The organism is Spirosoma koreense (assembly GCF_054777875.1).
Genome location: NZ_BAAHAC010000022.1, coordinates 1,223,900 through 1,248,143 on the forward strand (window position 1 = coordinate 1,223,900; position 24,244 = coordinate 1,248,143).

General features: G+C 53.9%; 23 protein-coding genes. 9 read left to right on the plus strand and 14 right to left on the minus strand.

Annotated elements, in window-relative coordinates; all coding sequences use genetic code 11:
- Nucleotides 1-39: 39 nt before the first annotated feature.
- From ACYVC2_RS18420 to ACYVC2_RS18430, 3 genes are all read right to left on the minus strand, one after another.
- The gene (locus tag ACYVC2_RS18420) at nucleotides 40-2,688 is read right to left on the minus strand and encodes an ABC transporter permease (protein ID WP_461104377.1); all 2,649 of its coding nucleotides are present in this window, start codon (nucleotides 2,686-2,688) and stop codon (nucleotides 40-42) included.
- A gap of 94 nt (nucleotides 2,689-2,782) precedes the next feature.
- Nucleotides 2,783-5,398 carry an ABC transporter permease gene (locus tag ACYVC2_RS18425; protein WP_461104379.1) on the minus strand — a complete coding sequence of 872 codons (2,616 nt, stop codon included), beginning with the start codon at nucleotides 5,396-5,398 and terminating at the stop codon, nucleotides 2,783-2,785.
- A gap of 110 nt (nucleotides 5,399-5,508) precedes the next feature.
- On the minus strand, nucleotides 5,509-5,847 hold the full coding sequence (locus tag ACYVC2_RS18430) for a PadR family transcriptional regulator (RefSeq protein WP_461104381.1): 339 nt from the start codon (nucleotides 5,845-5,847) through the stop codon (nucleotides 5,509-5,511).
- Nucleotides 5,848-6,040: 193 nt separating this feature from the next.
- Between ACYVC2_RS18430 and ACYVC2_RS18435 the strand changes: the two genes are divergently transcribed.
- The 3 genes from ACYVC2_RS18435 (at nucleotide 6,041) to ACYVC2_RS18445 (ending at nucleotide 8,944) form a co-directional block, all read left to right on the plus strand.
- Nucleotides 6,041-6,553, plus strand: a complete 513-nt coding sequence (locus ACYVC2_RS18435; RefSeq protein ID WP_461104384.1) for a Uma2 family endonuclease — start codon at nucleotides 6,041-6,043, stop codon at nucleotides 6,551-6,553.
- A gap of 20 nt (nucleotides 6,554-6,573) precedes the next feature.
- On the plus strand, nucleotides 6,574-7,095 hold the full coding sequence (locus tag ACYVC2_RS18440) for a dihydrofolate reductase family protein (RefSeq protein WP_461104386.1): 522 nt from the start codon (nucleotides 6,574-6,576) through the stop codon (nucleotides 7,093-7,095).
- Between the two features lie 103 nt (nucleotides 7,096-7,198).
- A complete protein-coding gene (locus tag ACYVC2_RS18445) occupies nucleotides 7,199-8,944 on the plus strand; it encodes a serine hydrolase (protein WP_461104388.1) in 1,746 nt (581 codons plus the stop codon).
- 2 nt (nucleotides 8,945-8,946) lie between these two features.
- Here ACYVC2_RS18445 and ACYVC2_RS18450 read toward each other — a convergent pair whose 3' ends face one another.
- Nucleotides 8,947-9,222, minus strand: coding sequence for a hypothetical protein (locus ACYVC2_RS18450; RefSeq protein ID WP_461104390.1), 276 nt, complete (start codon nucleotides 9,220-9,222; stop codon nucleotides 8,947-8,949).
- 174 nt (nucleotides 9,223-9,396) lie between these two features.
- Between ACYVC2_RS18450 and ACYVC2_RS18455 the strand changes: the two genes are divergently transcribed.
- Both ACYVC2_RS18455 and ACYVC2_RS18460 read left to right on the plus strand, forming a co-directional pair.
- Entirely contained in the window at nucleotides 9,397-10,344 is a 948-nt protein-coding gene (locus tag ACYVC2_RS18455) for an SPFH domain-containing protein (RefSeq protein WP_461104392.1), read from the plus strand.
- Nucleotides 10,345-10,440: 96 nt separating this feature from the next.
- On the plus strand, nucleotides 10,441-11,169 hold the full coding sequence (locus ACYVC2_RS18460; protein ID WP_461104394.1) for a universal stress protein: 729 nt from the start codon (nucleotides 10,441-10,443) through the stop codon (nucleotides 11,167-11,169).
- 54 nt (nucleotides 11,170-11,223) lie between these two features.
- Here ACYVC2_RS18460 and ACYVC2_RS18465 read toward each other — a convergent pair whose 3' ends face one another.
- From ACYVC2_RS18465 to ACYVC2_RS18475, 3 genes are all read right to left on the minus strand, one after another.
- Nucleotides 11,224-11,700 carry an OsmC family protein gene (locus tag ACYVC2_RS18465; protein ID WP_461104396.1) on the minus strand — a complete coding sequence of 159 codons (477 nt, stop codon included), beginning with the start codon at nucleotides 11,698-11,700 and terminating at the stop codon, nucleotides 11,224-11,226.
- 100 nt (nucleotides 11,701-11,800) lie between these two features.
- A complete protein-coding gene (locus ACYVC2_RS18470) occupies nucleotides 11,801-12,139 on the minus strand; it encodes a cupin domain-containing protein (protein ID WP_461104398.1) in 339 nt (112 codons plus the stop codon).
- Between the two features lie 16 nt (nucleotides 12,140-12,155).
- Nucleotides 12,156-12,797 carry a pyridoxamine 5'-phosphate oxidase family protein gene (locus tag ACYVC2_RS18475; protein WP_461104400.1) on the minus strand — a complete coding sequence of 214 codons (642 nt, stop codon included), beginning with the start codon at nucleotides 12,795-12,797 and terminating at the stop codon, nucleotides 12,156-12,158.
- Between the two features lie 119 nt (nucleotides 12,798-12,916).
- On the opposite strand from ACYVC2_RS18475, the gene ACYVC2_RS18480 reads away from it, so the two are divergent.
- Entirely contained in the window at nucleotides 12,917-14,392 is a 1,476-nt protein-coding gene (locus tag ACYVC2_RS18480) for an aminotransferase-like domain-containing protein (RefSeq protein WP_461104402.1), read from the plus strand.
- Here the strand turns inward: ACYVC2_RS18480 and ACYVC2_RS18485 are convergent.
- The 4 genes from ACYVC2_RS18485 to ACYVC2_RS18500 all read right to left on the minus strand — a co-directional run bounded on the left by ACYVC2_RS18485 (nucleotide 14,310) and on the right by ACYVC2_RS18500 (nucleotide 17,184).
- Nucleotides 14,310-14,669, minus strand: coding sequence for an Ada metal-binding domain-containing protein (locus ACYVC2_RS18485; protein WP_461104404.1), 360 nt, complete (start codon nucleotides 14,667-14,669; stop codon nucleotides 14,310-14,312). The genes ACYVC2_RS18480 and ACYVC2_RS18485 overlap by 83 nt on opposite strands.
- Nucleotides 14,666-15,358 (minus strand): 2OG-Fe(II) oxygenase, encoded by a 693-nt coding sequence (locus tag ACYVC2_RS18490; protein WP_461104406.1) that lies wholly within the window; start codon nucleotides 15,356-15,358, stop codon nucleotides 14,666-14,668. Before ACYVC2_RS18490 ends, ACYVC2_RS18485 begins: the two co-directional genes overlap by 4 nt.
- A 135-nt stretch (nucleotides 15,359-15,493) precedes the next feature.
- A complete protein-coding gene (locus ACYVC2_RS18495; protein WP_461104408.1) occupies nucleotides 15,494-16,363 on the minus strand; it encodes a methylated-DNA--[protein]-cysteine S-methyltransferase in 870 nt (289 codons plus the stop codon).
- A 98-nt stretch (nucleotides 16,364-16,461) separates the two neighbouring features.
- Complete coding sequence (locus tag ACYVC2_RS18500) at nucleotides 16,462-17,184, minus strand: lysoplasmalogenase (protein WP_461104410.1); 723 nt, start codon at nucleotides 17,182-17,184, stop codon at nucleotides 16,462-16,464.
- A 128-nt stretch (nucleotides 17,185-17,312) separates the two neighbouring features.
- Here ACYVC2_RS18500 and ACYVC2_RS18505 point away from each other — a divergent pair, with 128 nt between their 5' ends.
- Together ACYVC2_RS18505 and ACYVC2_RS18510 are read left to right on the plus strand one after the other, a co-directional pair.
- Nucleotides 17,313-17,915, plus strand: a complete 603-nt coding sequence (locus tag ACYVC2_RS18505) for a hypothetical protein (protein WP_461104412.1) — start codon at nucleotides 17,313-17,315, stop codon at nucleotides 17,913-17,915.
- A 56-nt stretch (nucleotides 17,916-17,971) separates the two neighbouring features.
- Nucleotides 17,972-18,274: a hypothetical protein gene (locus tag ACYVC2_RS18510; RefSeq protein WP_461104414.1), complete on the plus strand. Its 303-nt coding sequence runs from the start codon at nucleotides 17,972-17,974 to the stop codon at nucleotides 18,272-18,274.
- 102 nt (nucleotides 18,275-18,376) lie between these two features.
- Here ACYVC2_RS18510 and ACYVC2_RS18515 read toward each other — a convergent pair whose 3' ends face one another.
- Nucleotides 18,377-20,998 (minus strand): M1 family metallopeptidase, encoded by a 2,622-nt coding sequence (locus ACYVC2_RS18515; RefSeq protein WP_461104416.1) that lies wholly within the window; start codon nucleotides 20,996-20,998, stop codon nucleotides 18,377-18,379.
- Nucleotides 20,999-21,141: 143 nt separating this feature from the next.
- Here ACYVC2_RS18515 and ACYVC2_RS18520 point away from each other — a divergent pair, with 143 nt between their 5' ends.
- Nucleotides 21,142-22,410, plus strand: a complete 1,269-nt coding sequence (locus ACYVC2_RS18520) for an asparagine synthetase B (protein WP_461104418.1) — start codon at nucleotides 21,142-21,144, stop codon at nucleotides 22,408-22,410.
- Between the two features lie 27 nt (nucleotides 22,411-22,437).
- Here the strand turns inward: ACYVC2_RS18520 and ACYVC2_RS18525 are convergent, their stop codons facing one another.
- On the minus strand, nucleotides 22,438-23,082 hold the full coding sequence (locus tag ACYVC2_RS18525) for a DUF3575 domain-containing protein (protein WP_461104420.1): 645 nt from the start codon (nucleotides 23,080-23,082) through the stop codon (nucleotides 22,438-22,440).
- A gap of 154 nt (nucleotides 23,083-23,236) precedes the next feature.
- The gene (locus ACYVC2_RS18530; RefSeq protein WP_461104422.1) at nucleotides 23,237-24,169 is read right to left on the minus strand and encodes an NADP-dependent oxidoreductase; all 933 of its coding nucleotides are present in this window, start codon (nucleotides 24,167-24,169) and stop codon (nucleotides 23,237-23,239) included.
- Nucleotides 24,170-24,244: the final 75 nt, after the last annotated feature.

Here is a 24,244-nt window from a genome sequence, read left to right on the forward strand (position 1 = left end):
ACTACCCTATGCCCTTACCCCCATGCTCTATGCCCCAGATTATTCAGATCGTAAACTCTTGATCGGATTGGTCAGCGCGGCTTTGAGGCTCTGGAAACTGACCGTTACCAAAGCGATGGCAATTGCCAGTGAGCCCGCCAGGACGAAGACCCACCATTCGATGGCAACGCGATAGGCGAAATCCTGCAACCACCGGTTCATAGCGTACCAGGCGATGGGCGAAGCGATCAGGATGGCAATCAGCACGGGCTTCAGGAAGTCTTTTGACAAGAGCGCAACGACGCTGGCGACCGACGCGCCCAGTACTTTCCGAACCCCGATTTCTTTCGTCCGTTGCTGGGCCGTGAACATGGCCAGCCCAAATAACCCCAGGCAGGAGATGAGGACCGTTAGGCTGGCGAAAATGCTGAACAACTCGCCAACCCGCTGTTCGGACTGGTAGATGGCGTTGAACCGTTCGTTGAGAAACGAATAAGCAAACGGGGTATCGGTCTGGGCTTTCCAGATCTGCTTCAGGGTTTTCAGCAAACCCGGCAAGTCGTCGGTTTTTATCCGAAGCGCCATCTGGTAGTTGTCGCCCCCGTAAAACAGGACCAGCGGAGCTATGGCCTGGTGCATCGACTCGAAATGGAAATTTTTGACGACGCCAATGACGGTGTATCTCCGCTTCTGTTCCGGACTGCCATTGCCCACCGCCCAGACACGTTTGCCGATGGGGTTTGTCCAGCCAAATCGTCTGGCGGCCGCTTCGTTGATCAGGAGAGCAGAACTGTCGGAAGGGAAGGCTTTCGAGAAGTTGCGTCCCTGGGCCAGCGCAATGCCTAAGGTGGGCAGGTAATGCTCATCGATGTAGTAGTTTTTTTCCCGATACGTCGTCGCTTCCGGTTCGCCATTATCGGGCACAAAGCCGTCGTTGCTGCTGTTGGAGGCCCCCGCCGGAACGAAGCCTGCCAGTGTCACGTCCTGCACCTGGGGCAGTCGCCGTAGCTCGGTTTTGAGCGCATCGGCTTTGTTGCCGAGTGTATACGTGTCATGCAGCAGCAGGACCTGATCCTTATCGAACCCAACTTTCTTGCTCTGAATGAAATGCAGTTGCTGATAAACAATCACGGTCCCGATGATCATCCCGATCGATACCATAAACTGGGTCGTAACCAACGTATTACGTAACCAGCTACTGCGGCTGCCAGCCTGTAAGCGACCTTTCAGCACGCTGACCGGTTTGAAGGCCGACAGGAAGAAAGCCGGGTAACTCCCGGCCAGCAGACCAATGAGCAGGCAGGTCGTCAGCATTCCCGGAATCATCCAGCCAGTTGTGAGCGCGCTGATCGTAAATTGTTTCCCCGACAGCCGGTTGAAGCCTGGTAAAAGCAGAACGACAATCCCCACAGCGACAATCAGTGCCAGGAACGTGACCAGTACGGATTCGCTCAGAAACTGCCCTACCAACTGACCCCGCAGCGAACCCAGTACCTTCCGAACTCCCACTTCCTTCGCCCGCCCGGCCGAACCAGCCGTGCTTAGATTCATGAAATTGATACAGGCGACCAGCAGAATAAATACCGCAATGGCCGAGAAGATATAAATGTACTTGATGTCGCTGTTGGGCTCGATTTCGGCTTCTATGTGGGAGCGCAGATGAATGTCGGTAACCGGCTGAAATTCGAACCCGAAGTGATTGCCTTTTCGAATGAATTCGCTCAGGTTCATGCCCAGAATCTGCTGAAGTTCGGTGCCTATGTACTTGCTGACCATTTCCGGTATTTTCGCTTCGAGTTGCGCAGGGGAGTAGCCGGGGCGCAGCACGACGTACGTCAGTATACCACTGGTCAGCCAGGTGTCGCGCAACTGAATCGACCCTAACGAGCCAAACATATCGTAGTGAAAATGAGTGTTCGAGGGAACATCTGCGCAGACGCCCGTCACCCGGAACAGTCCGCGTGTGCCGACCGTCAGGCTTTGCCCGATAGGGTCCTGATCACCAAAGTATTTGCGGGCGGTGGTTTCGGTAATGACAAGTGTGTTGGGGGCGGTCAGTACGGTCTTGCTGTTTCCTTTCAACAGCGGAATGGCGAAGACCCGAAAGAAATTGGAGTCGGCGAACGCAACGTGTTCTTCTTTAAAGCCCTCCACGTCCTTGCGTTTGACGATGAACGTACCCTCCTGGTACACGCGCGTCATGTCTTCGATGCCCGCGTAGTCACGCGCCAGCGCCGGCCCCGCCGGTACGCTCACGTAAGCGGCTTTCAGTTCCTTCCCCCCGATTTGCCCATGAATAATCATCCGATAAGTCCGGTCGGCTCGGTCGTGATAGCGATCGTAACTGAGTTCGTGCTGCACGAACAACACGATTAGCAGACACGTAGCCAGCCCGACGGCGAGCCCGATGATATTGATGGCCGTAAACGCTTTGTGCAGAATCAGGTTTCGCCAGGCGATTTTCAGATAATTGCGGATCATAGTAGGACTCAGGGAAAAAGTGGTACGGTATTGCGGTACTTGTTTTGATCGGGCTAGTGGTCGCACTAATTTCAATGCATTTAAACTATAGCGCCAGTTGGCCCGGCGTTGCCCCAGGGTCTGCACCCAGTGGGCGTACAACTCGGCCAGATCGCCCATCACCTCCTCCCGGGAGTCGGGGTGAGCGAAGGCGTTGAGCAGCCAGGTAGCGAAGCGGGGCGGGTTCATAGCTTAAATGAATAATGTAGAATGGATAATGGGAGATGTAAACTCGTTAGTTATCAGCGGGCTATTTTAGTAGGATGCTGCCATTATGCATTGTCTAGTCCGAACGCAGCGATTGTACAGGATTCATCAAGGCCGCTTTAAGACTTTGGAAACTGACAGTAAGCAGAGCGATTACTATCGACAGTCCACCAGCCAGCGCAAATACCCACCACTCAATGTCGATCTTGTAGGCAAAATCAGTCAGCCACCGATTCATCACATACCAGGCAATGGGCGTTGTGATGAGGATAGCGATCAGAACCGGTTTCAAAAAATCTCTGACAAGTAGAGAGACAACACTGATGACCGATGCGCCCAGCACTTTCCGAACCCCGATTTCCTTCGTGCGTTGCTCGGCGGTGAACGTGGCGAGTCCAAACAGACCTAAACACGAAATGAAAATGGCTAGAATGGCAAAGTAATTAGCTAACCGACTCACCATCTGCTCGCTCTGATAGAGCCGGGTAAACTCCAGATCTGAGAACTGATACGTAAACGGGAATTTAGGATTGAGCTGCTGGCTAACTTTTTCCAGGCTGGCCAGCGCTTCCTGGGTTTTACCCGCTTCCGTACGAACGATAATGGTACCCCAGGTTCGGGTTTCGTCCAGTCGCATAACGATCGGCTCGATAGCCTGATGCATAGAACTGAAGTGGAAATCCTTTAATACACCGATAATCTTGCCCTGCCGAGAACCCCACTTTAGCGGTTGATCAACCCCGCTTTTGTAGCCCATTTTGGCGAGGGCTGTTTCGTTGACCAGAAAGCCAACTGAATCGGTGCCAAACGCTTTCGAGAAATCCCGTCCTTCTTTCAAGGTCAGACCCATCGTTTTTACGAAATCATAGCCCACGGTCTCGTCAGCAAACTTAACGGCCTGATTGGGGTCTTTGCCTGTCCACACGAAATCGCCGGTATGATGCTCAATGAGGGTGGGCGTACCCCGCATACGCGAGACGGTCTGGATACCAGGCATTTTGCCCGCTTCCTCTTTAAACAGTGAATAGTTTCGGCCTAGCTCACCTTCCAGCGGGATGTAAATCAGGTTTTCACGGTTATATCCGATGTTCTTGGTCTGGATATAATCCACTTGTCGATACATGACAAGCATACCCACAACCAGCAGAATGGATAGTCCAAACTGAAAGACTACCAGACCTTTCCGAAAATTCGTTGCGCCAGGACTAAACCGTAGCTTACCTTTCAGAACTCGGACTGGATTCAACGCCGACAGGAAAAGGGCCGGATAACTGCCTGACACAAAACCCGTCAGTAGGAGTAAGGTCAAGAGCGTAGCCCAGAAGATCGGTTGGCTGAATGGCAGAAAAAGTTGTTTGCCCGTAAGGTTGTTGAAGGCCGGTAGAATCACCATAACCAGGGCCACTGCGAGCAACATGGCGAAGAAAGTGAGCAAAACGGCTTCGCCCACAAACTGACCCACTAATGATGAACGGGCTGCTCCAACAGACTTCCGAATCCCCACTTCTTTGGCCCGTTTGGCCGAACGAGCCGTGGCCAGATTCATGAAATTGATACAGGCAATCAACAGGATAAAAAGGGCGACAAAGCTGAACAACTGCACATACTCGATGCGACCGCCCTCAAAATGACCGTTTTTGGCCGTAGAGTGAAGGTATTTTTCTGAGTAAGGTTGCAAGGCCAACTCTTCAATAAATGCCTTGTTTTTGGGTTTATAGCGATAGGTGAAGTCCTTGATTTTTGCTTCAACTTTAGCCAGATCGGCAGGTTCGCCGTTGCGACCTGAACGTAATTGAATGTATGTAAACGGATTGACGTTCCCCCAGTTATGTACCCAGTCGTTTGCTTTTACGAAATCGCCCCAGGTCCGTAGAAAATCGAACCGCTGCGACGAATTGGCGGGTAGGTTTTCGAAAACGGCGGTTACGGTCAGATCATCCTTATTCTCGTAGCGAATAGTTTTGCCAATGGCTTTGTCTGGACTTCCAAAAAACTGATCGGCCATTTTCCGGGAAATCGCAATGCCGTTGGGAGCGTTTAACGCTGTTTCGGGTGTTCCTTCCAGTAATGGGTAACTAAACATCCTGAAAAAATCAGCCCCGGCAAATGAGCCTTCCACCTTGCTAATCTTGTCGCCCACCTGAAACGTAGACGGCTGATTCCATTCAAGACCGCTGGCGTATTGTATTTCCGGAATGACGCGCTTGAGTTCGTCGGCCAGCAACCCCTGGGTTTCATAAGCAGCTTCCGTTTTGTCATCAAAATGATTGCGTTCATACACCTGGTAGAGGTTCTTGCCATTCGCGTGGAAACCATCGACACTACGTTCGTCCTGCACCCACAGCAAAATGAGCAGGCTACAGGCCATGCCTAGCGCAAGTCCCAGCACGTTAATGATTGAAAATGCTTTGTTGCGAATCAGATTCCGAAAGGCAACCGTTACATAATTCCGTATCATATCAGGACTTAGGAAAAGGGGTGTTGTATACTGTTCATTGGACTTCCGTTTGGCTAGTGGTCGCACTAATTTCAGTGCATTTAAACTATAGCGCCAGTTGGCCCGGCGTTGCCCCAGGGTCTGCACCCAGTGGACGTACAACTCGGCCAGATCGCCCATCACCTCCTCCCGGGAGTCGGGGTGAGCGAAGGCGTTGAGCAGCCAGGTAGCGAAGCGGGGCGGAGCGTGGTGCATAGGGGTAAGAGCATGGGGATGGCTCTGGTGGCGGGGGTAGCAGAGAGGGTTTGAGAGACAAGGCCGCTTGGGTGCGTTCCCTGCCCCTAGCCCTTACCCCTATGCCCTTTTCACCCACCCATGAGTTGTAGGGTTTGGGGTGGTAGTGCGTTCCATAATTCGGTACGCACCTGCTTCACCTCTTGCAGCGCTCTTCGACCGGCTGCCGTAACCGTGAAATAACGCTTGCGTCGGCCTCCCCGCTCGGCGGTCGCTCCGCCCATTTTTGACGACAGAAATCCTTTTTCTTCCAGTCGTTGCAGGGTTGTATGAATCGTGCTGAAGCCCACGGCCCGGCCTGTTTTCTGTTCGAGTTCCTGCGTGATCGTAACCCCGTAAGCCTCTTCGTCCAGAATCGCCACCGTCAGCAAAACCAATTCCTCAAATTCACCCAGAAAGGCCCTTTTCATGGTTAGGTCATTTTATACGATAATGTCGATCAAATGCGGTGCCAACTCACAGAACATACGTTTGGGACGCTAAAAACAGGATTTCTGGAAAATCTGCCCTCAGTCTACTGTCCAGAATCGGACAGCAGTTGTCCGTTTTGCGGACAGCCGATCAGCGCACGCATTCAGCCAGGCGAGCGGCCATGTCGATCGAATGTTTGTTTATCTTTGGGAAAACATCGGTCAGGTTATGGAAGTGGTTATCGAACAGCCGATTGGCGACGAATTTCAGGACGAGAAGATGTCAAGTATCAATCACGCAGAATTACAAAGTCATTTATCATTTCTGCTACGGGCGACATACCGGCACCAATACAGCATTTATACTGAACTGGACTTTGAGTTTGCTTCCGGCAAAACCCGTCCAGACCTCTGCATTATGCCTAAGCGTAAAGCTGACTGGCTGGCCGACGAAATCGTTGTCCAGGATGTGCCCCTAACGACGATTGAAATCCTATCTCCGGAGCAGAGCCTGAACAGTCTGAGTGACCGGATTTACAAAAAACACTTTCCGGCCGGGGTTAAATCGGTCTGGCTGGTTGTCCCTACGGTGCAGACGGTTTCTATTTTGTTACCTGATCGTCGGCAAATCAATGTGTCGGAAGGAATGGTTACCGACCCTGTAACCGGTATACAACTCAAATTGAGTGAGATTTTTGAAGGATAAGTTTTCGTGATAAACGAGCTATGCGAAAGGTAATATTGGCGTTGGCCGTCAGCCTGGATGGCTACATTGAGGGGCCAAACGGCGAGTACGACTGGTGCTTTACCGACCAGGACTATGGAATGACCGCTTTTCTGGAACGGATAGACGCTCTTTTTATCGGCCGGAAGAGTTACGAACTCATGAACAATCCAGCCGAAGCGGCCAGCAATTACACGTTTCCGGAGTACAAAAAATACGTGTTCTCCAGTACGCTGACGGATGTAGGCACTGGTGCGGAGCTAGTTCGGGGCGACATAAAAACGTGGGTCGATCAGTTGAAAAACCAGCCTGGTAAGGATGTCTGGCTCTTTGGCGGGGCCAGCCTGACGGCTTCGTTCATCGACGAGGGATTGGTGGATGAGTTGTTCCTGGCCGTGCATCCGATTCTGCTGGGGGCGGGAAAACCCCTGTTTTCAAACATCCAGGAGCGGATTAAACTGACCCTTACCGAGTCCAAAACATATTCGACCGGGTTGGTTTCGCTTTGGTATCGGATGGGGTAAGGTGTATCGGTTACGTAACGGAGGGCGGTTTGCCGCCCCGGTCCAGTCGGAAGAAAGGTCAAACCTCCTATCTTGCGAGGGTTTTAAGCCTACCCTCGCTCCCATGAATCGACTCACTACCCTCCGTCTGATAACCTTACTTATTAGTGTGTACTGGCTAACGATCGCTACGGCGGTTGGTCAGACCAAAGCCGAAAAAATCGATGCGCTGATCCGACAGTACGTGGCTAACCGACAGTTTAACGGTGCGGTGCTGGTGGCCGACAAAGGAAAAGTTATTTTCAAGAAGGGCTATGGAATGGCCAACATGGAGTGGAATATCAATAACACCTCCACCACCAAATTCCGGCTGGGCTCCATTACCAAACAGTTTACCTCCATGCTCATCATGCAACTGGTGGAGCAGGGAAAGCTGAAATTAGCTGGAAAAGTCACCGACTACCTGCCCGATTACCCCAAAGCGACGGGTAGTAAGATTACCCTACATCATCTGCTTACGCATACCTCGGGGATACCGAGCTATACCAGCTTCCCGAACTTTTTCGAGACCATGAGCCGGGACCCCTACACGCCCGATGCGTTCGTGAAGAAATTCTCCGGCCTGCCGCTGGAATTTGAACCCGGTACCCGGTTCGTATACGACAACTCCGGGTATTTTCTGCTGGGTGTGATTATCGAGAAAGTGACGGGGAAGCCCTACGCGCAGGTGTTGCAGGAGAATATTCTTACCCCGCTGAACATGGCCGATACGGGCTACGACCTCGCCGGACCGATCATTGCCAAGCGGGCGTCCGGCTACGAGAAGCGGAGCGAAGGGTACGTCAACGCACCTTATCTGGACATGTCGATTCCGTACGCGGCTGGCTCTTTGTATTCGACAGTGGAAGATTTACACCGCTGGGACCAGGCCCTGTATACCGACAAGCTGCTGGCCGACACGACGCTGAAAGCGGCCATGTTCACCCCGTTTCTGAATCATTACGCCTACGGTTGGCAGGTCGAAAATATTATGGTAGGTAAGCTGAAAGACAGCCTGTTGCTCATCGAACATAGTGGTGGAATCAACGGGTTCAACACCCTGATCAGCCGGATTCCTGAAGACAAACGGCTGGTCGTTTTGCTGAATAATACGGGCGCAGCACCCCTGGAAATCATCCGGAAAAATATTCTGAATATCCTCTACAATCAGCCGATCGAGCCGCCTAAAAAACCAATCGCCGAATTACTGCGGAAGTCGGTTCTGTCGGAGTCGGCGGAGGCTTCGCGGCAGAAGTTCAAGATTTGGCGGGGCGGCAAAGCGTATAGTCTGGATGAAAGCGAAATGAACAGCGTAGGCTATGAACTGCTGCGCGATGGCAAACTGCCGGAAGCCCTTACCGTGTTTACGCTGAACGCCGAATCGTTTCCGGCGTCGTATAATGTGTACGACAGCCGGGGCGAAGCGTACCTGAAAGCAGGCGATAAAGCTGCGGCCATTCAGGATTATAAAAAATCGATCGAGCTAAATCCGCGTAATGCCAATGGGTATACCAAACTAAAAGAGCTGGGTGTGGCCGTCAACGCGCCCAAAGAGGTAACCGTTGCCGTCGATACCCAGACCCTGGAGTCGTATGTGGGCAACTACCAGCTGGCTCCCTCGTTTGCGATCGCCATCACCCGGACCGGCGATCAGCTCTACGGGCAGGCTACAGGGCAGCCCCGGTTCGAGCTGTTTGCCGAGTCGAAGACCAGGTTTTACCTCAAAGTAGTCGATGCGCAGGTCACCTTCATGAGCAACGCCAAAGGTGAAGTCGAGCAGCTGATCCTGCACCAGAACGGACGGGATATGCCCGGCAAGCGCGTTCGCTGAGGCTAGTTGATAAGCAGTTTGATGGGGTGCATGTAAATGGTTAACCAGGTGGTGCTGGCCGGCAGGTCCGGATAATGGTTGGCCGCATGCAACTCCCACTGACTATCGTTTTCGGTTTGGTCAGTCAGGCGATAACTGAGTTCGATAAAGTAGCCTTCGAGGTAATACAATTCTATTTTGCAGGCGGGACGGGCAACCGTCGTCAGGAATGTTGCCGTGCTGTAGGCAAGCCTGGCCAGTTGAAACGGTGTGAGTCGGTTTAAGGTAAAGGCAGTCATGCAGGGGAGGGGTTAAGATCATCTGCTTATGACGAAGGGCAGGTCCGTTGGCCACCGTCGGCCGAAAAACAGACTGTCTGCCCATCGCCCTACAACCGCTCAGGTACTATTTATGCCGGAGATTCGGCGGAATCCGTACCTTGCAGCCGCCATTAAGTCTTAACCCATCCGATCATGAATTTTCTAGCTGTTCTCATCGTTCTGGCCGTCGTCGTTGTCTACCTCTCCGTTGTGGTGGTGCAGCAGGGAACGGTTGCCGTCATTACCGTATTTGGTAAATACACCCGGGTTATGGCCCCTGGTCTGAACTTCAAAATTCCGTTTATCGAAGTCGTTTACCGGCGCATTTCCATCCAGAACCGCTCCGTCGAACTGGCGTTTCAGGCCATTACCGCCGATCAGGCCAACGTCAATTTCAAAGCCATGCTGGTGTATTCGGTCTTGAATCAGCAGGAGGAAACGATTAAAAACGTAGCGTTTAAATTCATCGACGAAGCCTCGTTCATGCAGGCGCTGGTGCGGACGATCGAAGGGTCGATCCGGAGTTTTGTCGCCACCAAACGCCAGTCGGAAATTCTGGCGCTTCGGTCCGAAATTATCGAACACGTCAAGGCGCAGCTCGACAGCCTGCTCGAAAGCTGGGGGTATCACCTTACCGACCTGCAACTGAACGACATTGCGTTCGATGAGGTGATCATGCGTTCGATGGCGCAGGTAGTGGCCTCGTCGAATCTGCGGGCAGCGGCCGAAAATGAAGGGCAGGCTCTGTTGATTACGAAAACAAAAGCTGCCGAAGCCGAAGGCAACGCCATTCAGATATCGGCGGAGGCCGAAAAGAAAGCCTCGCAGCTACGGGGGCAGGGGGTAGCGTTGTTTCGTGAAGAAGTGGCCAGAGGGATGGCTGAGTCGGCCAAAGTGATGAACGAAGCCAACCTGGATGCATCGCTGATTCTGTTTTCGATCTGGACCGAAGCCATCAAACACTTTGCCGAGAATGGAAAAGGAAACGTCATATTTATCGACGGCTCAACGGAAGGCATGGAAAAGACCATGAAACAACTGCTGGCTATCGAAACCATGAACAGCCCCCAACCCAGTCGGATTATTCCGCCCAAGCCGTAGGTGAATGCATAGGCGCATAAGGCAATGAATATGCAGGAGTTGTCGGGAAGGTAGCCCGTTTTTTTTGTTTAGCTAAAAACATTCATCTGCGCAGTTATGACAAACCTACTTTTTCCCACCGATTTCTCAACCAGCACCACCGTGGCCCTCGACTGGGTGCGGCTATTTGCGCATAAGACCGGAGCGACCGTTACCCTGCTCCATGCGTACCAGCCCATGATTCCGGATACTACCCTGCCGACCATCGGCGATCCGGGTCTGGGTGTCGTGGCTTCGATGGAGATTGAAGATATCAGCCGTCAGCGGCTGGGCGCACTGGCGACACAACTGCGCAAGGAAGGCTTGCCCGTGCGAGTCGACTGGCGCATCGGGGACGTAGAAGACAGCATCCTGGAGTCGGCCCGCGAACACTCGGCCGACCTGATCATCATGGGGCGTAGTGACCTGAACACGTTTTTCGACCGGCTAGCGGGGAGTGCCGTTACCGAAGTGGCCGACGAAGCGCGCTGCCCGGTACTCATCGTGCCATCGACGGAAGAAGGGAAACCGATCCGGCCCGCGCAGGTGCGTTCCATCGCGTATGCCATGCAACCCCAAACGACGCAGAGTCTCATCTCGTTTCAGACCGATTCACTCGTGAAAGCCTTCGGTGCTCAACTCGACGTGTTGACCGAAGACGAAATCGATGACGTTAAGGCGGATTTGATCGTGATGCAGTTATACCCCAAAAATGGGTTTCTGGACAGCTTGTTTCACCCCAACCACGTAGCCCGGCTTGTCGAGAAATCGGAGGTGCCGGTGCTGGTGTATCACGAGCGAAAATAATCCTTCTGGTTTTGGTTTGTGCCGGTGCCACCGGCACAAACCAAAACCAGAAAACTAATCCTCATCGACTCTGGCGAAGGGTTTGTGATGAACCGGGAAATTACAGGAGTTTGCAATAAAGCAGTTTTTATTGGCCTGATGATGCAGTTCGTTGGCTGTTTCAATCATGGCTTCCTCCGCAACCACCACCGTGGGATGAAGCGTGACTTCCGTAAAATGACCACCTCCTTCGGGTGTCTCGACCATCGTGCCTTCCGCCCGGTCGATGTAATCGACCACCACAACGCCCGCTTCGGCGCATAAATGCAGGTACGACAACATGTGGCAGGTCGACAGCGAAGCGACCAGAAGTTCTTCGGGGTTGTGTTTGGTTTTATCCCCCCGAAACGCCGGGTCGGACGAGCCCAGAATAGCCACTTTGTCATCGACCGAAATGGTATGGCTGCGTTCGTATGCTCGGTAACTGGCCGTTCCCTGACCCGTATTGCCGGTCCATTCGACGGTTAGAGAATAATGATGTTCTTTCGCCATGCGTGTCTGATGTTCAGCTCATTCGTGTAGTGCCGACCGTCCTGGTTGGGTAAAAATCAAGATTCACCCGGCCGGACAGTCGGTGCTACAACGATGCAACTTACTTATTTTCTCCGCCGATAGGGCCATAGAACAACACCCAGGTCGCGAAATCGTCCGTAAAGTTCTCAAACCGATGGTCGACGCCCGCCGGAACGAACAAGAGATCGCCCGGTTTGATCGCGCTTCGCTGCCCCGCATAGTTGAACGTACCCGTTCCTGACGTGACCACATAAACCTCGTCGCGTTCGTGTGGAGTCTGCCGGTCAATTCGATCGGGCTTGTAATACTCGACTACCAGACTTCCGTGTGCGAACAGCTCGATGAATTCTTTCGAATGACCCTGCAATTGATGCAGCGCATCTGCCGGAGTCAGGTGGATGGCTTTCAAAGCGGACATAGATGACCAGAATTCATTAACTATTTTCCTTCGTCAATTTTAAATACTCCGGCAAAGGTGTTGTGGCGCTGTAGTCTGCCGGAACGGGTGCCAGGCGCACGGTCTGGAGCGGAATGACACCCGCCCAGGTCGGCAAGTCTTTATCCTCCTCGTCGTCGTTGGGGCCGCCCGTACGCATTTTGGCCGATGCCTCGGCCAGCGAAAATGCCAGCACGGTGGTTTTCCGCAGTTCGCTGGCGGTGGTTGGGCGCAGATCGTCCCAGCGGTTCGGGATCAGATGGTCAGTGATCAGGGCCAGCGCTTCCAGGGACTCGGCTTCGTCGGTCACTTTTTCGGCATTGGCGAAGATGACGACCGACCGGTAGTTGACGCTATGGCTGAACGCCGACTTGGCCAGAACCAGTCCATCGGCCAGCATCACCGAAATACAAACCGGCGCGCCGTGCTCGATGGCGCGGATGAAATGACTGCCCACCGACCCGTGGATATACATCTTATCGGCTTTGCGGGCAAAAGCCGTAGGAATGGCCATCGGTTGACCGTCGATAACAAAGCTGACGGTGCAGAAAAGCGCGTCGTCTAAAATAGGGTGAATCGTTGCCGCGTCGTAATGCGCTCGCTTGGCTAATCGACTGGGCGTGGTGCGGGCTGTTTGCATAAAAAATTGGCTGGTTGACAGTTGATAGATTCCAGCGATCGTAGTGAATGGTATTGTAAATGTCGTTCTTTGCCGGACTACTGATATGGTCCGCTTTTCAGACATTTGCTAGTCCGGTTATGATTCCGTTGAAAACGCTCATTTTACTCGATAAGGCTTCCGTTACACCGATTTTCGTGCAGGTCAGCAATCAGCTTGGGCAATTGATTCGACAAGGGACTCTGCCGCCCGGGTACCGGCTGCCGGGTACGCGCCAACTGGCTGAGTTGCTGGGGCTAAACCGGCAGACGGTGGTGGCGGCTTATGACGAGGGGCTGGCGCAGGGCTGGCTGGAAAGCCGGACGGGAAGCGGGACTTACGTAGCGACTCATTTTCCGGATGTCAGGCCGCAACCGTTTACATCAGCGGCAGACATGCCCACACTTCCTGCCGCTCTCGCTGATCGACCAGGTTATACCTTTGAATCCCTCGATTTTCTGAAGCGGCCCGTACTGACGAACCAGGCTGGTTTACGACTGGACGATGGTTTTCCGGATAGCCGGCTGGCACCGATGGAGGAGCTGAGCCGGGCGTATCGGTCCTATTTTCGGTGGGGAAATCCGCAGCAACATTTTGGGTACGGCGATACCCAAGGCCACCTGCTACTACGTGAGCAACTCTCTGTGCATCTGAACGAGACCCGCGGCTTACGGACCACGGCCGACAACGTGCTCATTACGCGTGGTAGTATCATGGGCCTGCACCTGGCCTGTCAGGTGCTCTTACGGCCGGGCGATGTGGTCGTGACGGGCGAAACAACCTGGGCTGGTGCCACCATGAACCTGCAGAAAGCGGGAGCATCGGTGATGACCGTGCCGGTCGATCAGCATGGGCTGGATGTAGAAAAACTAGCCGAAATTTGCCGGAAACGGCCAATCCGGCTAGTGAATGTCACTCCGCATCATCATTACCCGACCACCGTCACCCTGCGCGCCGACCGGCGAATTCGATTACTCCAACTGGCTGAACAATACAGCTTTGCTATTCTGGAAGATGACTACGATTACGACTTTCATTACCTCAGTCGCCCCATTCTGCCGCTGGCCAGTGCCGACCGGAAGGGCATGGTGGTGTACGTCGGTTCGCTGACGAAGTCGGTGGCGCCCGCTTTTCGGATCGGTTACGTGGTGGCCCCTGCGGCTCTTATCGACGAACTGGCCCGGCTCCGGCGCATCATCGACCGGCAGGGCGATCCGATGCTGGAGTTTGCGATCGGTCAGCTGATCAAGCATGGAGACATGAAACGCCATTTCCGGAAAGCCCTGCGCACTTACCACGCCCGGCGCGACCGTTTCTGTGATCTGCTTGCAACGGAATTGACCCATGCTCTATCGTTTACCAAACCCGACGGTGGATTGGCCGTCTGGGCGACGTTCGATGCTGAAATTGACATGGACGCGCTGGCGCAGCGGGCCGCTCAGCAAGGACTGTTTTTTTCGAGCGGAACCGCGCATAACCCGCCTGGTCAGCGGCTCAACGGTACCCGGTTAGGATTTGCTTCAAGTACGGAGGAAGAACTGGAGCAGAGCGTACGTCTGTTGAAACGGCTGCTCTAGGTATTACGGCTGGTACGCCAGCCCGGCCTCGATACAGTTTATAGGCTTCCGGCAGGCAAACCGCGCAGGGACGGTAACCCAGCTCAACGGCTTCCGACTCATTTCTGAAAAATACCCGGTTTTCGACTTTCATTCGCTTGCCTGCCCGGCAGTCGAGCCGGCCATAGATCTTGCCCGGTCGATGCCCGCCCAGCATTATAGCCCCGGTTTTCACCAAACGACTCAACGCCCGTAAGCGTGCGTAAGGTATCGGGCCCAACTCGGTATGGCGGATCATGCAGCGTCGTGAAAAATCAATCCGAGCGTCATTCGGGTGCCACGGCTAACTTCGCTGACGCCGTGGCGCATGGTCAGTCGGTAGTAGCCCCGGGTTCCCTTGGCCGGTCGGTATTTGGTCGTAAAGACTACCACCTGCCCCTGGCCGGGCTGGAGAACGATGGCTTTCGATTGCTGGCGGGGCCGCTGTTCGAGCAGAACGAATTCGCCACCGGTATAATCCTGGCCGGGTTGGTTCAGAAATAAAACCGCCTGAAACGGGAAATACAGATCACCATACATATCCTGGTGCAGCGCATTCCAATCGCCTGCACCGTACTTCAGCAGGAGGGGTGTTGGGCGTTTCTGACCCGCTTCGTGGCAGGTAGCGAGCCAGGTATCGAGGTCCGTTGCGTAGCGTTGAGCAATTCCTAGTTTTTCGTTCCACTCGTTGGCAACCGGTGCTAGCTGGGCAAACAATTCATGCCGCAGCGCATCGACAGCGGGTGGCAGCGGGTAACTAAAATATTTATAAGTACCGCTGCCGTAGCCATGCTGCTGCATCACAACGGTTTTGCGGTATAAATCCGAAGCATCGAACAGGCTGGCCAGTTGCTGGCATTCATCGGGCGATAGAAGCGGAGGCAGTAATACAAACCCTGTTTCCGAAAGCGTATTTTGGTGCGTCGACCAGTCTACAAGTTGAGTCATAAGCGTGTCATTCATGGTAACTTAGTAGTCGTTGATTGTCATTTGTGGTCATTGGTTGTCATTTATAGTCATTCGTTGTCCTGAACTACAAAACAGCGAATGACTATAAATGACCACTAAATAATAACCAATGACTTACTGATCCATTCGGGCGGCTTCCCAACCGAGCATGGCCTGTTTGCGGTTTATTCCCCAGCGGTAACCACCGAACAGGCCGGTTTTCCTGATAACCCGATGGCAGGGAATCAGATAGCCAACCGGATTAGAACCGATGGCGGTGCCAACGGCCCGTGAAGCAGCGGGCTGACCGATGGCTTCGGCAATCTGATCGTAACTGGCCAATTGACCTTCAGGAATCTTCAGTAACGCTTCCCATACCTTGAGTTGGAAAGCCGACCCACGGACCAGCACCGACAGGCGCGGTGGGGTTGGCTTCTGCCGGTCCAGGTCAGACAGCGGGAAAATCTGATTCGCCAGAGCCTGTAAACGACCCGGATTGCGAGCGAGCTGGGCTTCGGGCCAGGCCACTGCCAGCACCGTTTCGGGCGTTTCGCCTTCGTTCAGAAAGTGGAGCATCGCAATTTTTTCAAGATCTGTCGCTGCGCTGACCGCGCCCAGAACGTACGGGCCAAATGGACTGTCGAAGACGCCGTACGTAAGCGTTAGCCCCAGGCCTGCCTGCTTGAACTGTCCGGGTGTCACCCCTTCGATCGTCACAAACAGATCGTGCAGACGGCCCGTGCCCGAAAGCCCTGCATCATAGGCCGCATCGGCCAGGGGAGCCCCGGTTCGGAGTCGTGTTTTGGCGTGTTCAAGCGTCAGGTACTGACCAAATTTCTTGGGGCTCACACCCGCCCATTCCGTAAAAAGTCGCTGAAAATGAAACTCACTCAGGTTTGCTTTTTCGGCCAACTCGCTCAGGGACGGTTGATCCCGATAGTGCGCAGCCAGGTGTTCGATGGCCTGGGCAATCTGTCGATACGTAAAGGGGCTGTCGGTTGTCATAGCATTTGTTGTTTTTGCTGAACAAAGGTCGCAAGAACCGGCTCGCTGAAAAACCCGATTCTTGCGAAGATTTATACACCGATCAAGAGCAGATTACTTTATGGATTTTGGGCATTGACGCTTTTGGGGCTCGCCAGCGCCTGAGTCATACCGACCACGATTAGGTATTGGGCGGCCGCATACGTACTCATAATGAGCCAGGTGGCGCCCGGAATGAGTATCAGAAATTTATTGATCGCCAGCACCGAATCGGAAGCCATAAATAGCAGAGCCCCAGCTACAACCTGACCATAACGCGGTAACCCCTGTCGTAACGTGGCCAATAGACCCATGGCACAGAGGCAAACGGCATAGACCACTACAGGCCACCATAAAACCGCCAGCGTCGGACTCTGCCTGAACGCAGGCCTGAGCGCGAGCAGGAAAAGAACGGCGTACAAACCAAATAGAATCGCCTTTAGCCAGAACGAACGGATATTGAGCCGGTAACCCGGTTGGCGGGTAGACTGCCAGAAGGCGATGCAATAACACAACTGCATCGCCAGAAACGCGCCCAGGCCCGGTGCGAACAGATCGACTTCCCGAATCATCAGAAAAACGTCGCCTGCCAGCGCGAACCCCATACCGATCAGTACCCAGCGAGCCGCTTTCGAGCCGGTGAGTAAAGAGAAATGTTGCCCGGTGAATACGAATAACGATCCGATGATCAGGGGCTTACAGGCGTAATGTAGCCACTGGATGTTCAGCGTATCGCCCAGCATTTCGAGCAGGGTAATACCAACGAAAGCGACATTGAAGCGCAAAGCGGGCTTAGGCATCATAGCGATTGACGGGTGAAGCGATTCGGGCGGTAAGTAGCCTAAATTTCTGTCAATATAACCTAACCAGAACAAACCATTAGCTGCTAAAATGAGTCATACCAAATAAAATGCCTGACTCGACAACGCCTATGAAAACGAACCGGCTTTCTGGAATCAGTTTGCTCTTTATGCTGATCGGATGTCAGCCCGATCCGGTTACCCCCGACAAAGACGTGGCGGCCCTATACGAACGGTTTCATGGTAAGTACAAACCCACGCAGGCCGTTGTCAGTGAGGCTGTGGATATAAACCTCGACGGAAAAGCCAGTTTCGAATTGTTGAGCGAAATGCCCGCGCTGGCGACGGCCGATTTACAGATCAACATCATCGCTAAGAATGATCATGTACCGACCGACGAATTTTTGTTTACGCAATTCTGGCCGGAGCAGTACTTAAGTCAGGGCGGAAGGGTACTCGACGGTCCGGTTGCCTATGAACCGACAATTACGGTCAATTACGCTGAGCAGCCAGTTACCCGGCGCTGTTCGTTCAACCGGCAACTAACGGAAATAAAACTGGAACCCGCTCAGAATCAGTCAGTCGATCCCATCCGCTGGGTGCAACCCGAGTCCGTCGATATCCGGGGTAAGCAACAGATCCAGGTGGTCAGCCAGCGCCAATTGTATACCCGTGCAGGCTGGAGAACCGTAACCATAACGATCCTGTATGAACGCTATCAACAAACAACCTGAGCAAACCTTTACGGCTTCTGTGGGTTAACTTAGGTAAAGCTCAACAAAAACAAAAAATGGATAAGCTACAGAAACTTGAGTTAATGAATAAAGTGGTCCGCGAACTGGAAGATTTGCAGAACAGCCAGACCGCGCTGATCGAAAAGATCAGCAAAATCGAGGTCGATAACATGAATGGCTTGAACGATCCACGACTCGAAAATGACCTGGGCAACATGCACGCTAAAATTGCTGAAAACCTCGATGCTATCACGGAAATCTTCGCGTATTTCGAAACAAGACGAGACGAGTACAACGAGAAAAACCGCTCGGCCATCGAAGCCATTGAAGCTGCTGCGGCTGCCGACGCTGCGAATTAATAAGAAACTAAACACATCGAACCGCCGAAGCGGAGCTACGGAGAATACAGAGAATAATAACCTCTGTACCCTCCGTGGCTCCGCTTCGGCGGTTCGATGTGTTTAATCCCTATAAAGCAACCGGCTGGACCGGAAGGTGTTATCGGCGGCCTGTAGCAACTTAGCACGCAAGCGGGCATTGTAGCCGGGATGATCGGTCAGGAACTGGCGGACCAGTTGCGCGACGTCGGGCGTCTGGTAGCTCGATAGGGTCGACCGTAACCACGATTCAGGGAAAAAAATATCGCCGGTGCGCTGAATCTCTTCCAGCAGATCCAGACTTTTGGGTAGGTATTTCGCCGAGGTTTCGGCCCGAAGCGGATGGTGCAGATACCCCAGGGCTGTAGTTACCCAGGCTTCGTGTTCGCGGTTGGTTTCCGAAGCGAGTGAGGCAAAAAACTGGTCGCGATCGGCCACCCTGGACGACAGCGCCGGCATCATAAATTCCAGCCTTTTCTGCCGATCCGGGTTTTTGATGCGGCTGAGTTGCTGGGCCAGAATCCCTTCAGCGGGGTAGTCGCGGACGGCCAGCGCCAGCGCCAGCGAGGTGTAATCGTCTTCGGTCAGTGTAACCCCCGCCGGTGCTTTCTGCTCGTTCCAGATGGAATAAAGCCGATCCTGAGCCTGGCGACTCAGCGCAACATTCTGATACAATCGAAACAGCAGCTTTTTCTTGCCCGCGACTTTCTCCTGCTCCATCGCCCGCCAGGCTTCCTGCTCGACCGAAGCTGCCAGCGCCGGACGGTTTTCGGGTCTGGTAAAATTCCAGACAAGGTCGGAAAGCTGGTTCGTCAGCAGACGCAGGTTCAGTTCTTCGGATTCTGTGCTTAACCACTGTGTATTGGCGGAGGCCAGTTGAGCCGGTGAAATTCCCTGGCCCGACAGCATATTTTCGTACAGATTAATGTACGTGGCGGCTCGCGTGACGGGGTTTTTAGTAGTCTCTGTCTGTATAACGGTCAGTGTGTCAACCGGGAAAACGCCATAACCCTGTCCTGATGAGTTGAAAGTAACGTATAAGGGGGTTTCCTTACCAATGGCTTCTTTCAACGCAACCCGTGGCTCATTCATGTCTACCGTCAGTTCTTCTGTACGACCCCGATAAACCAGGGTAATTTCGAAACGTTGCGGCCAGAAACGGCTGGAGTTGTCTTCCGCCTGTTGAGATATCACGAACTGCTTAATGGTGCCACCCTTGCCGTCGAGTTGATACGAAAACTTCGGCCGGCCGGTTTCGTGCACCCAGACGCGGTTCCAGGCACCCAGGTCCGTTGGCGTCCGGGCATCCAGAATCGCGATCAGATCGCCCCAGGTAGCGTTGTCGAAAGCGTATTTTTTGAGGTATTCACGCAGCCCGTCGCGCAGTGCCGTTTTGCCCATCAACCGTTCCAGCTGACGCATCATGATCGGCGCTTTATGGTAAATGATACCTCCGTAGAGTGTACCGGCTTCCTGCAGATTGGCCAGCGGCTGCCCGATCGGGTTGGCTCCTTCGGTACGGTCGACGGCGTAAGCCGCCGGAAAATGATCGACCACAAACTGAAGATCGTAGTTAGCCTCGGGGCGGTCGGAAGGCCGCACTCCCGACGCTTCGGAGGAGACCTCCGTGATTTTATCGGCTATGAAATTGGCGAAGACCTCCTTCAGCCAGACATCCTCGAACCAGCGCATGGTCACCATGTCGCCAAACCACATGTGTGCCGTTTCGTGGCTGATCAGCGTTGCGCGCGACAGCTTCTGATCGCGGGTGGCTCCGTTATCCAGAAACAGGCTGGACGACTTATAGTCGATGGCTCCGACGTGTTCCATGCCGCCGTACTGAAAATCGGGAATGGCGGCAAAGTCGAATTTCCGGAACGGATACGGAATCTGGGTGTAGTCTTCCAGAAAGCGCAGGGCGTCGGCGTGCAGGTTAAAAATCGGGTCCAGGCTCAACCGGATTTTTGTCGTGTCGGTTTCTCGGTGAAGAAACGTCATAGGCCGGTCGTTGACCGTGCGCGTCACGGGCGTGAACTTGCCCGCTACGAAAGAGAACAAATAGGTCGGGAGCACATCGGACGGCTGAAACGTTATCGTTTTGCGGTCGCCCGCCACGGTTGAGTCCTGAACCGGCGCGTTCGCCATGGCCTGCCAGTGGGCCGGAATGGTCAGCGATACCTGAAAGGAGGCCTTCAAATCGGGCTGATCGAAGCAGGGAAACACGGTTCGGGCGCGGTCGGGAACCAACAGCGTGTACAGGTATTCTTCATTGCGGTTGAGCGACAGATTTCCCGCCGTAAACTGAATCGAAATTTTGTTTCGTCCCGGCTTCAGCACATCAGTAGAAACGATCAGATGTTCACTCTCAAAGACAATCGGAATTGCCGTTTCGTTGACGGAAATGCTCTGGATATGAGTACGTTCTTCCTTGAAATCGAGCTGGAGCGGTATACGGGTATGAACCCAGTCGAACGTTATTGTTTCACTGGCTGGAATTGGCTGGTTTTTTTGCGCCGGAATGTCGAACTTTAAGCCATAAGCCAACTGGCTGATCGTTTGTTTACGGGCTTTGGCCAGCGTCTGCGATACACCCGTTTCGATGGCGGGCGCGCTGGTGGAGCTTGAACGGCGGTTGCACGAGAGGGCCATTAGAAGAACGAGCGAGTAAGTGCCGTAACGAGTGAGTTTTAACGGATTCCAGACCATAGGTTGTTGATGCGTTTGACGTTTGTGTGCAGCCGGAAAAGCGGTTGGGATACCCCATCGGCTGACTAGCGAACCGGGCGCCAGCAAACGATAGTCGGTTTGGGCGTGAGTTAGTATTGTTGGGTCAAAAATAAACGTACTCTATGAAACAGCGCATATCGTTTCTGTTGCTTCTGCTGGCCTTTCTGGGTCAGATGACGCTGAGTAAAGCTAACGCCATTCTGATTCCGATGGACGATCAACAGACGAACCATCTCAAAGCCTACGGTATTGCTTACAAAATATTGAAGGAGGATCAGGACGTCGACTGGCTGCTGAACTACCGCGGAGGGAGTTTTATGACCAAATATACGACGGCCGTCGAGACGGAATGCCGGGTTCGGGGCGTTTCGTTCGAGACGATTTCCGATTCGAAAGCAGCTTCCATTCGGCAGCAACTGTCGGACCCCGATGTAAACATGAACGTGGTGACGCTCCAGAAAGCGGCCAAAATCATCGTCTATTCGCCGGTGAAGGTCGGTCCGGCCGAGTTCGAGAATACCGATGCCGTACTGCTGGTGCTTACGTATGCCGAAATTCCGTTCGAGCTGGTGTACGACGAAGAGGTGCTGAAAGGCGATCTGGCCAAATACGACTGGCTACATTTGCACCACGAAGATTTTACGGGTCAGTACGGCCGCAACATGCACCGGCAGTCGGTGGCCGACATCAAAGCGCAGGAAGACATTGCCCGCAAGTTTGGCTATGCGAAAGTGTCGCAGATGAAACTGGCCGTGGCCAAAAAAATCAAGGAGTTCTGCGCGGGTGGTGGGTATCTGTTCGCTATGTGCTCAGCCGCCGAAACCCTCGACATTGCGCTGGCTGCCGAAGGAGTCGATATTGTCGGCAGTGCTTACGATGGCGACGGTGTAGATCCCAACGCGCAGGAGAAACTGGATTTTACCAAAACCCTGGCCTTCAGCAATTTTACGCTCGAAGGCGACAATGGCTACCGGGGTTTTTCCACCTTTTCAGATATCAACTCGGCCGGCGGGCGTAGCTTCGATCAGGCAAGTGGCTTTTTCGAACTGTTCAACTTCTCAGCCAAGTGGGACGTCATTCCGGCCATGCTTACCCAGAACCACGAGCCGATCATCAAGGAGTTTTTCGGGCAGACCACGGCCTTTCGCAAAGGAGCGGTGAAACCGAGCAGCCTGGTCATGGGCGAAGGCAAAACCTCGGACCGGTATATCTACGGGGAAGTGGGGCGGGGCCAGTGGACGTTCTACGGCGGGCACGACCCCGAAGGAACGCGCGGGGGAAATTTCCGGACGCCTACCGACCTCAACCTGCATCCGCATTCGCCCGGCTACCGGCTGATCCTGAATAACGTGCTGTTTCCGTCGGCCCGCAAGAAGAAGCGCAAAACGTAGGCGTCGAACGGCCCCAAAGAACCCGCTTTACAACCGGTATTTTACGGTGAACAAGCCCTGGATGCTGGTGACCTGAGCGCCTTTTCGACTCATGCCAAAGCCCGGTTGATAATTGAACGCCCGATCGCCGAGGTAATCCGTCCGCGTGGGCTGGAAACCGTATTGTAGCCCCGCATCCAGTGCGAATCGTTCAGATAGCCGAACCATGGTTCCGGCGGAAAGCGCCGTTCCCCAAAGAAACCCCTTGACCTGGAGGTCGATGTACGGTTTTTCGTACGGGCTGAAACCAGGGTCTATCACATGGGCCACGCCCGTTTGTTTATACTGAGAAGCGATAAGTTGAGCCCCGACGAACAGATTGAACCGCGGCTCTTTGCGAGCCAGACTGAGCAGGTAGATCCGGCCGCCCAGTTTCCCGAACCAGCCGGAGCTGCGCCGGTCGCTGATGCCATCGTACACCTTCACCCTGGATAGGCCATCGAAGGCAGACTGGAAGACATAACCGGTCTGAAACGTCAGGGCATAAGCCGGATGCCGGCTAAACTCCGACGTCAGCTCAACAGTGCGGATCGCCAGCGGAACGAGATTCAGGCCAATTCGGCTTTGCCACTGCGCTTTAACGGCGGTCTGAACGATGGCAACGAGCAGGAGGGATGTAACGAGTAATTTCATTGGAACGCAGTGAGGTCGGATGAAAAGACCGTATGCATCCGTAAAGGGTTGGAATCCGAAAATAATTGGGTTATAAAGTCGGAATGGATTCTGGAGGGTGTGCCACGGTTCAAAACCGTGGCACACCCTCCAGAATCCCTGTTTTTGTCGAAAATTAAAACGTTAGCACGATCTTACCGGTGGTTCGGCGACTTTCCAGTTGCCGGTGTGCCTCGGCTATCTGATCGGCGGGCAGGACTTGGCTCACGGAGATCGTCAGCTTACCCGCGTCGATGAGTTTAGTCAACGCACGCAGATCATCGCCACTGGTGTGAACCAGAATGCGCTCAGCCCGGATGTCGGGCCGCACCGCCAGCACTTTGTCCATGGCTCCGTAAGCGATCGAAATCAGTCGGCCAGCCGGTTTCAACACCTTTGCTGAGGTGAAAATGGTGTCGGCCCCGGCCGTATCGAAGACCAGATCGACGTTCTCAACGGCCTCTTCCACCGTTGTCTGGGTGTAATCGATAAACTCATCCACGCCGAGGGATCTGACAAACGCTTCGTTCTTCCCCGAAGCGGTGCCGACGACGTAAGCGCCGAGTGCTTTGGCCAGTTGAACCCCCAGGTGTCCGACGCCCCCCGATGCCGCCTGAATCAGCACCTTTTCGCCCGCCTGCAGATGCCCGTGTTCGGTCAGCGCCTGCCAGGCCGTGAGGGCAGCCAGCGGAGCCGCAGCCGCTTCTTCAAACGAGAGCGATTCGGGCTTCAGTGCCAGATGAGCGGCTGGTGAAGCAACGTATTCGGCATAAGCCTGGCCAGGGTTGGGAAAATTGACCATACCATATACGGCATCGCCCGGTTTAAAGGTCGTTACGTCACTGCCAACTTCCGTCACTTCGCCGGCCATGTCCCACCCCAGAATGATGGGGTGCGTATACTGCTTCGAGTAGGGAGCAGAGCCCGTCCGGGTTTTAAAATCGGCGGGATTGACCCCGAACGCCTTTACCTGTACCAGTACCTCATCGGCCTTGATGGTGGGTGTCGGGACGTCCTGAACCGAAAAATTTTCGGGGCCGCCCCAGTCGCTTAGTACTACAGCTTTCATTTGATTTGATTGATTTGGACCAGTAACGCGGGTGGAAACCCGCGATTCGGTTATGAACTGAAAATCGCGGGTTTC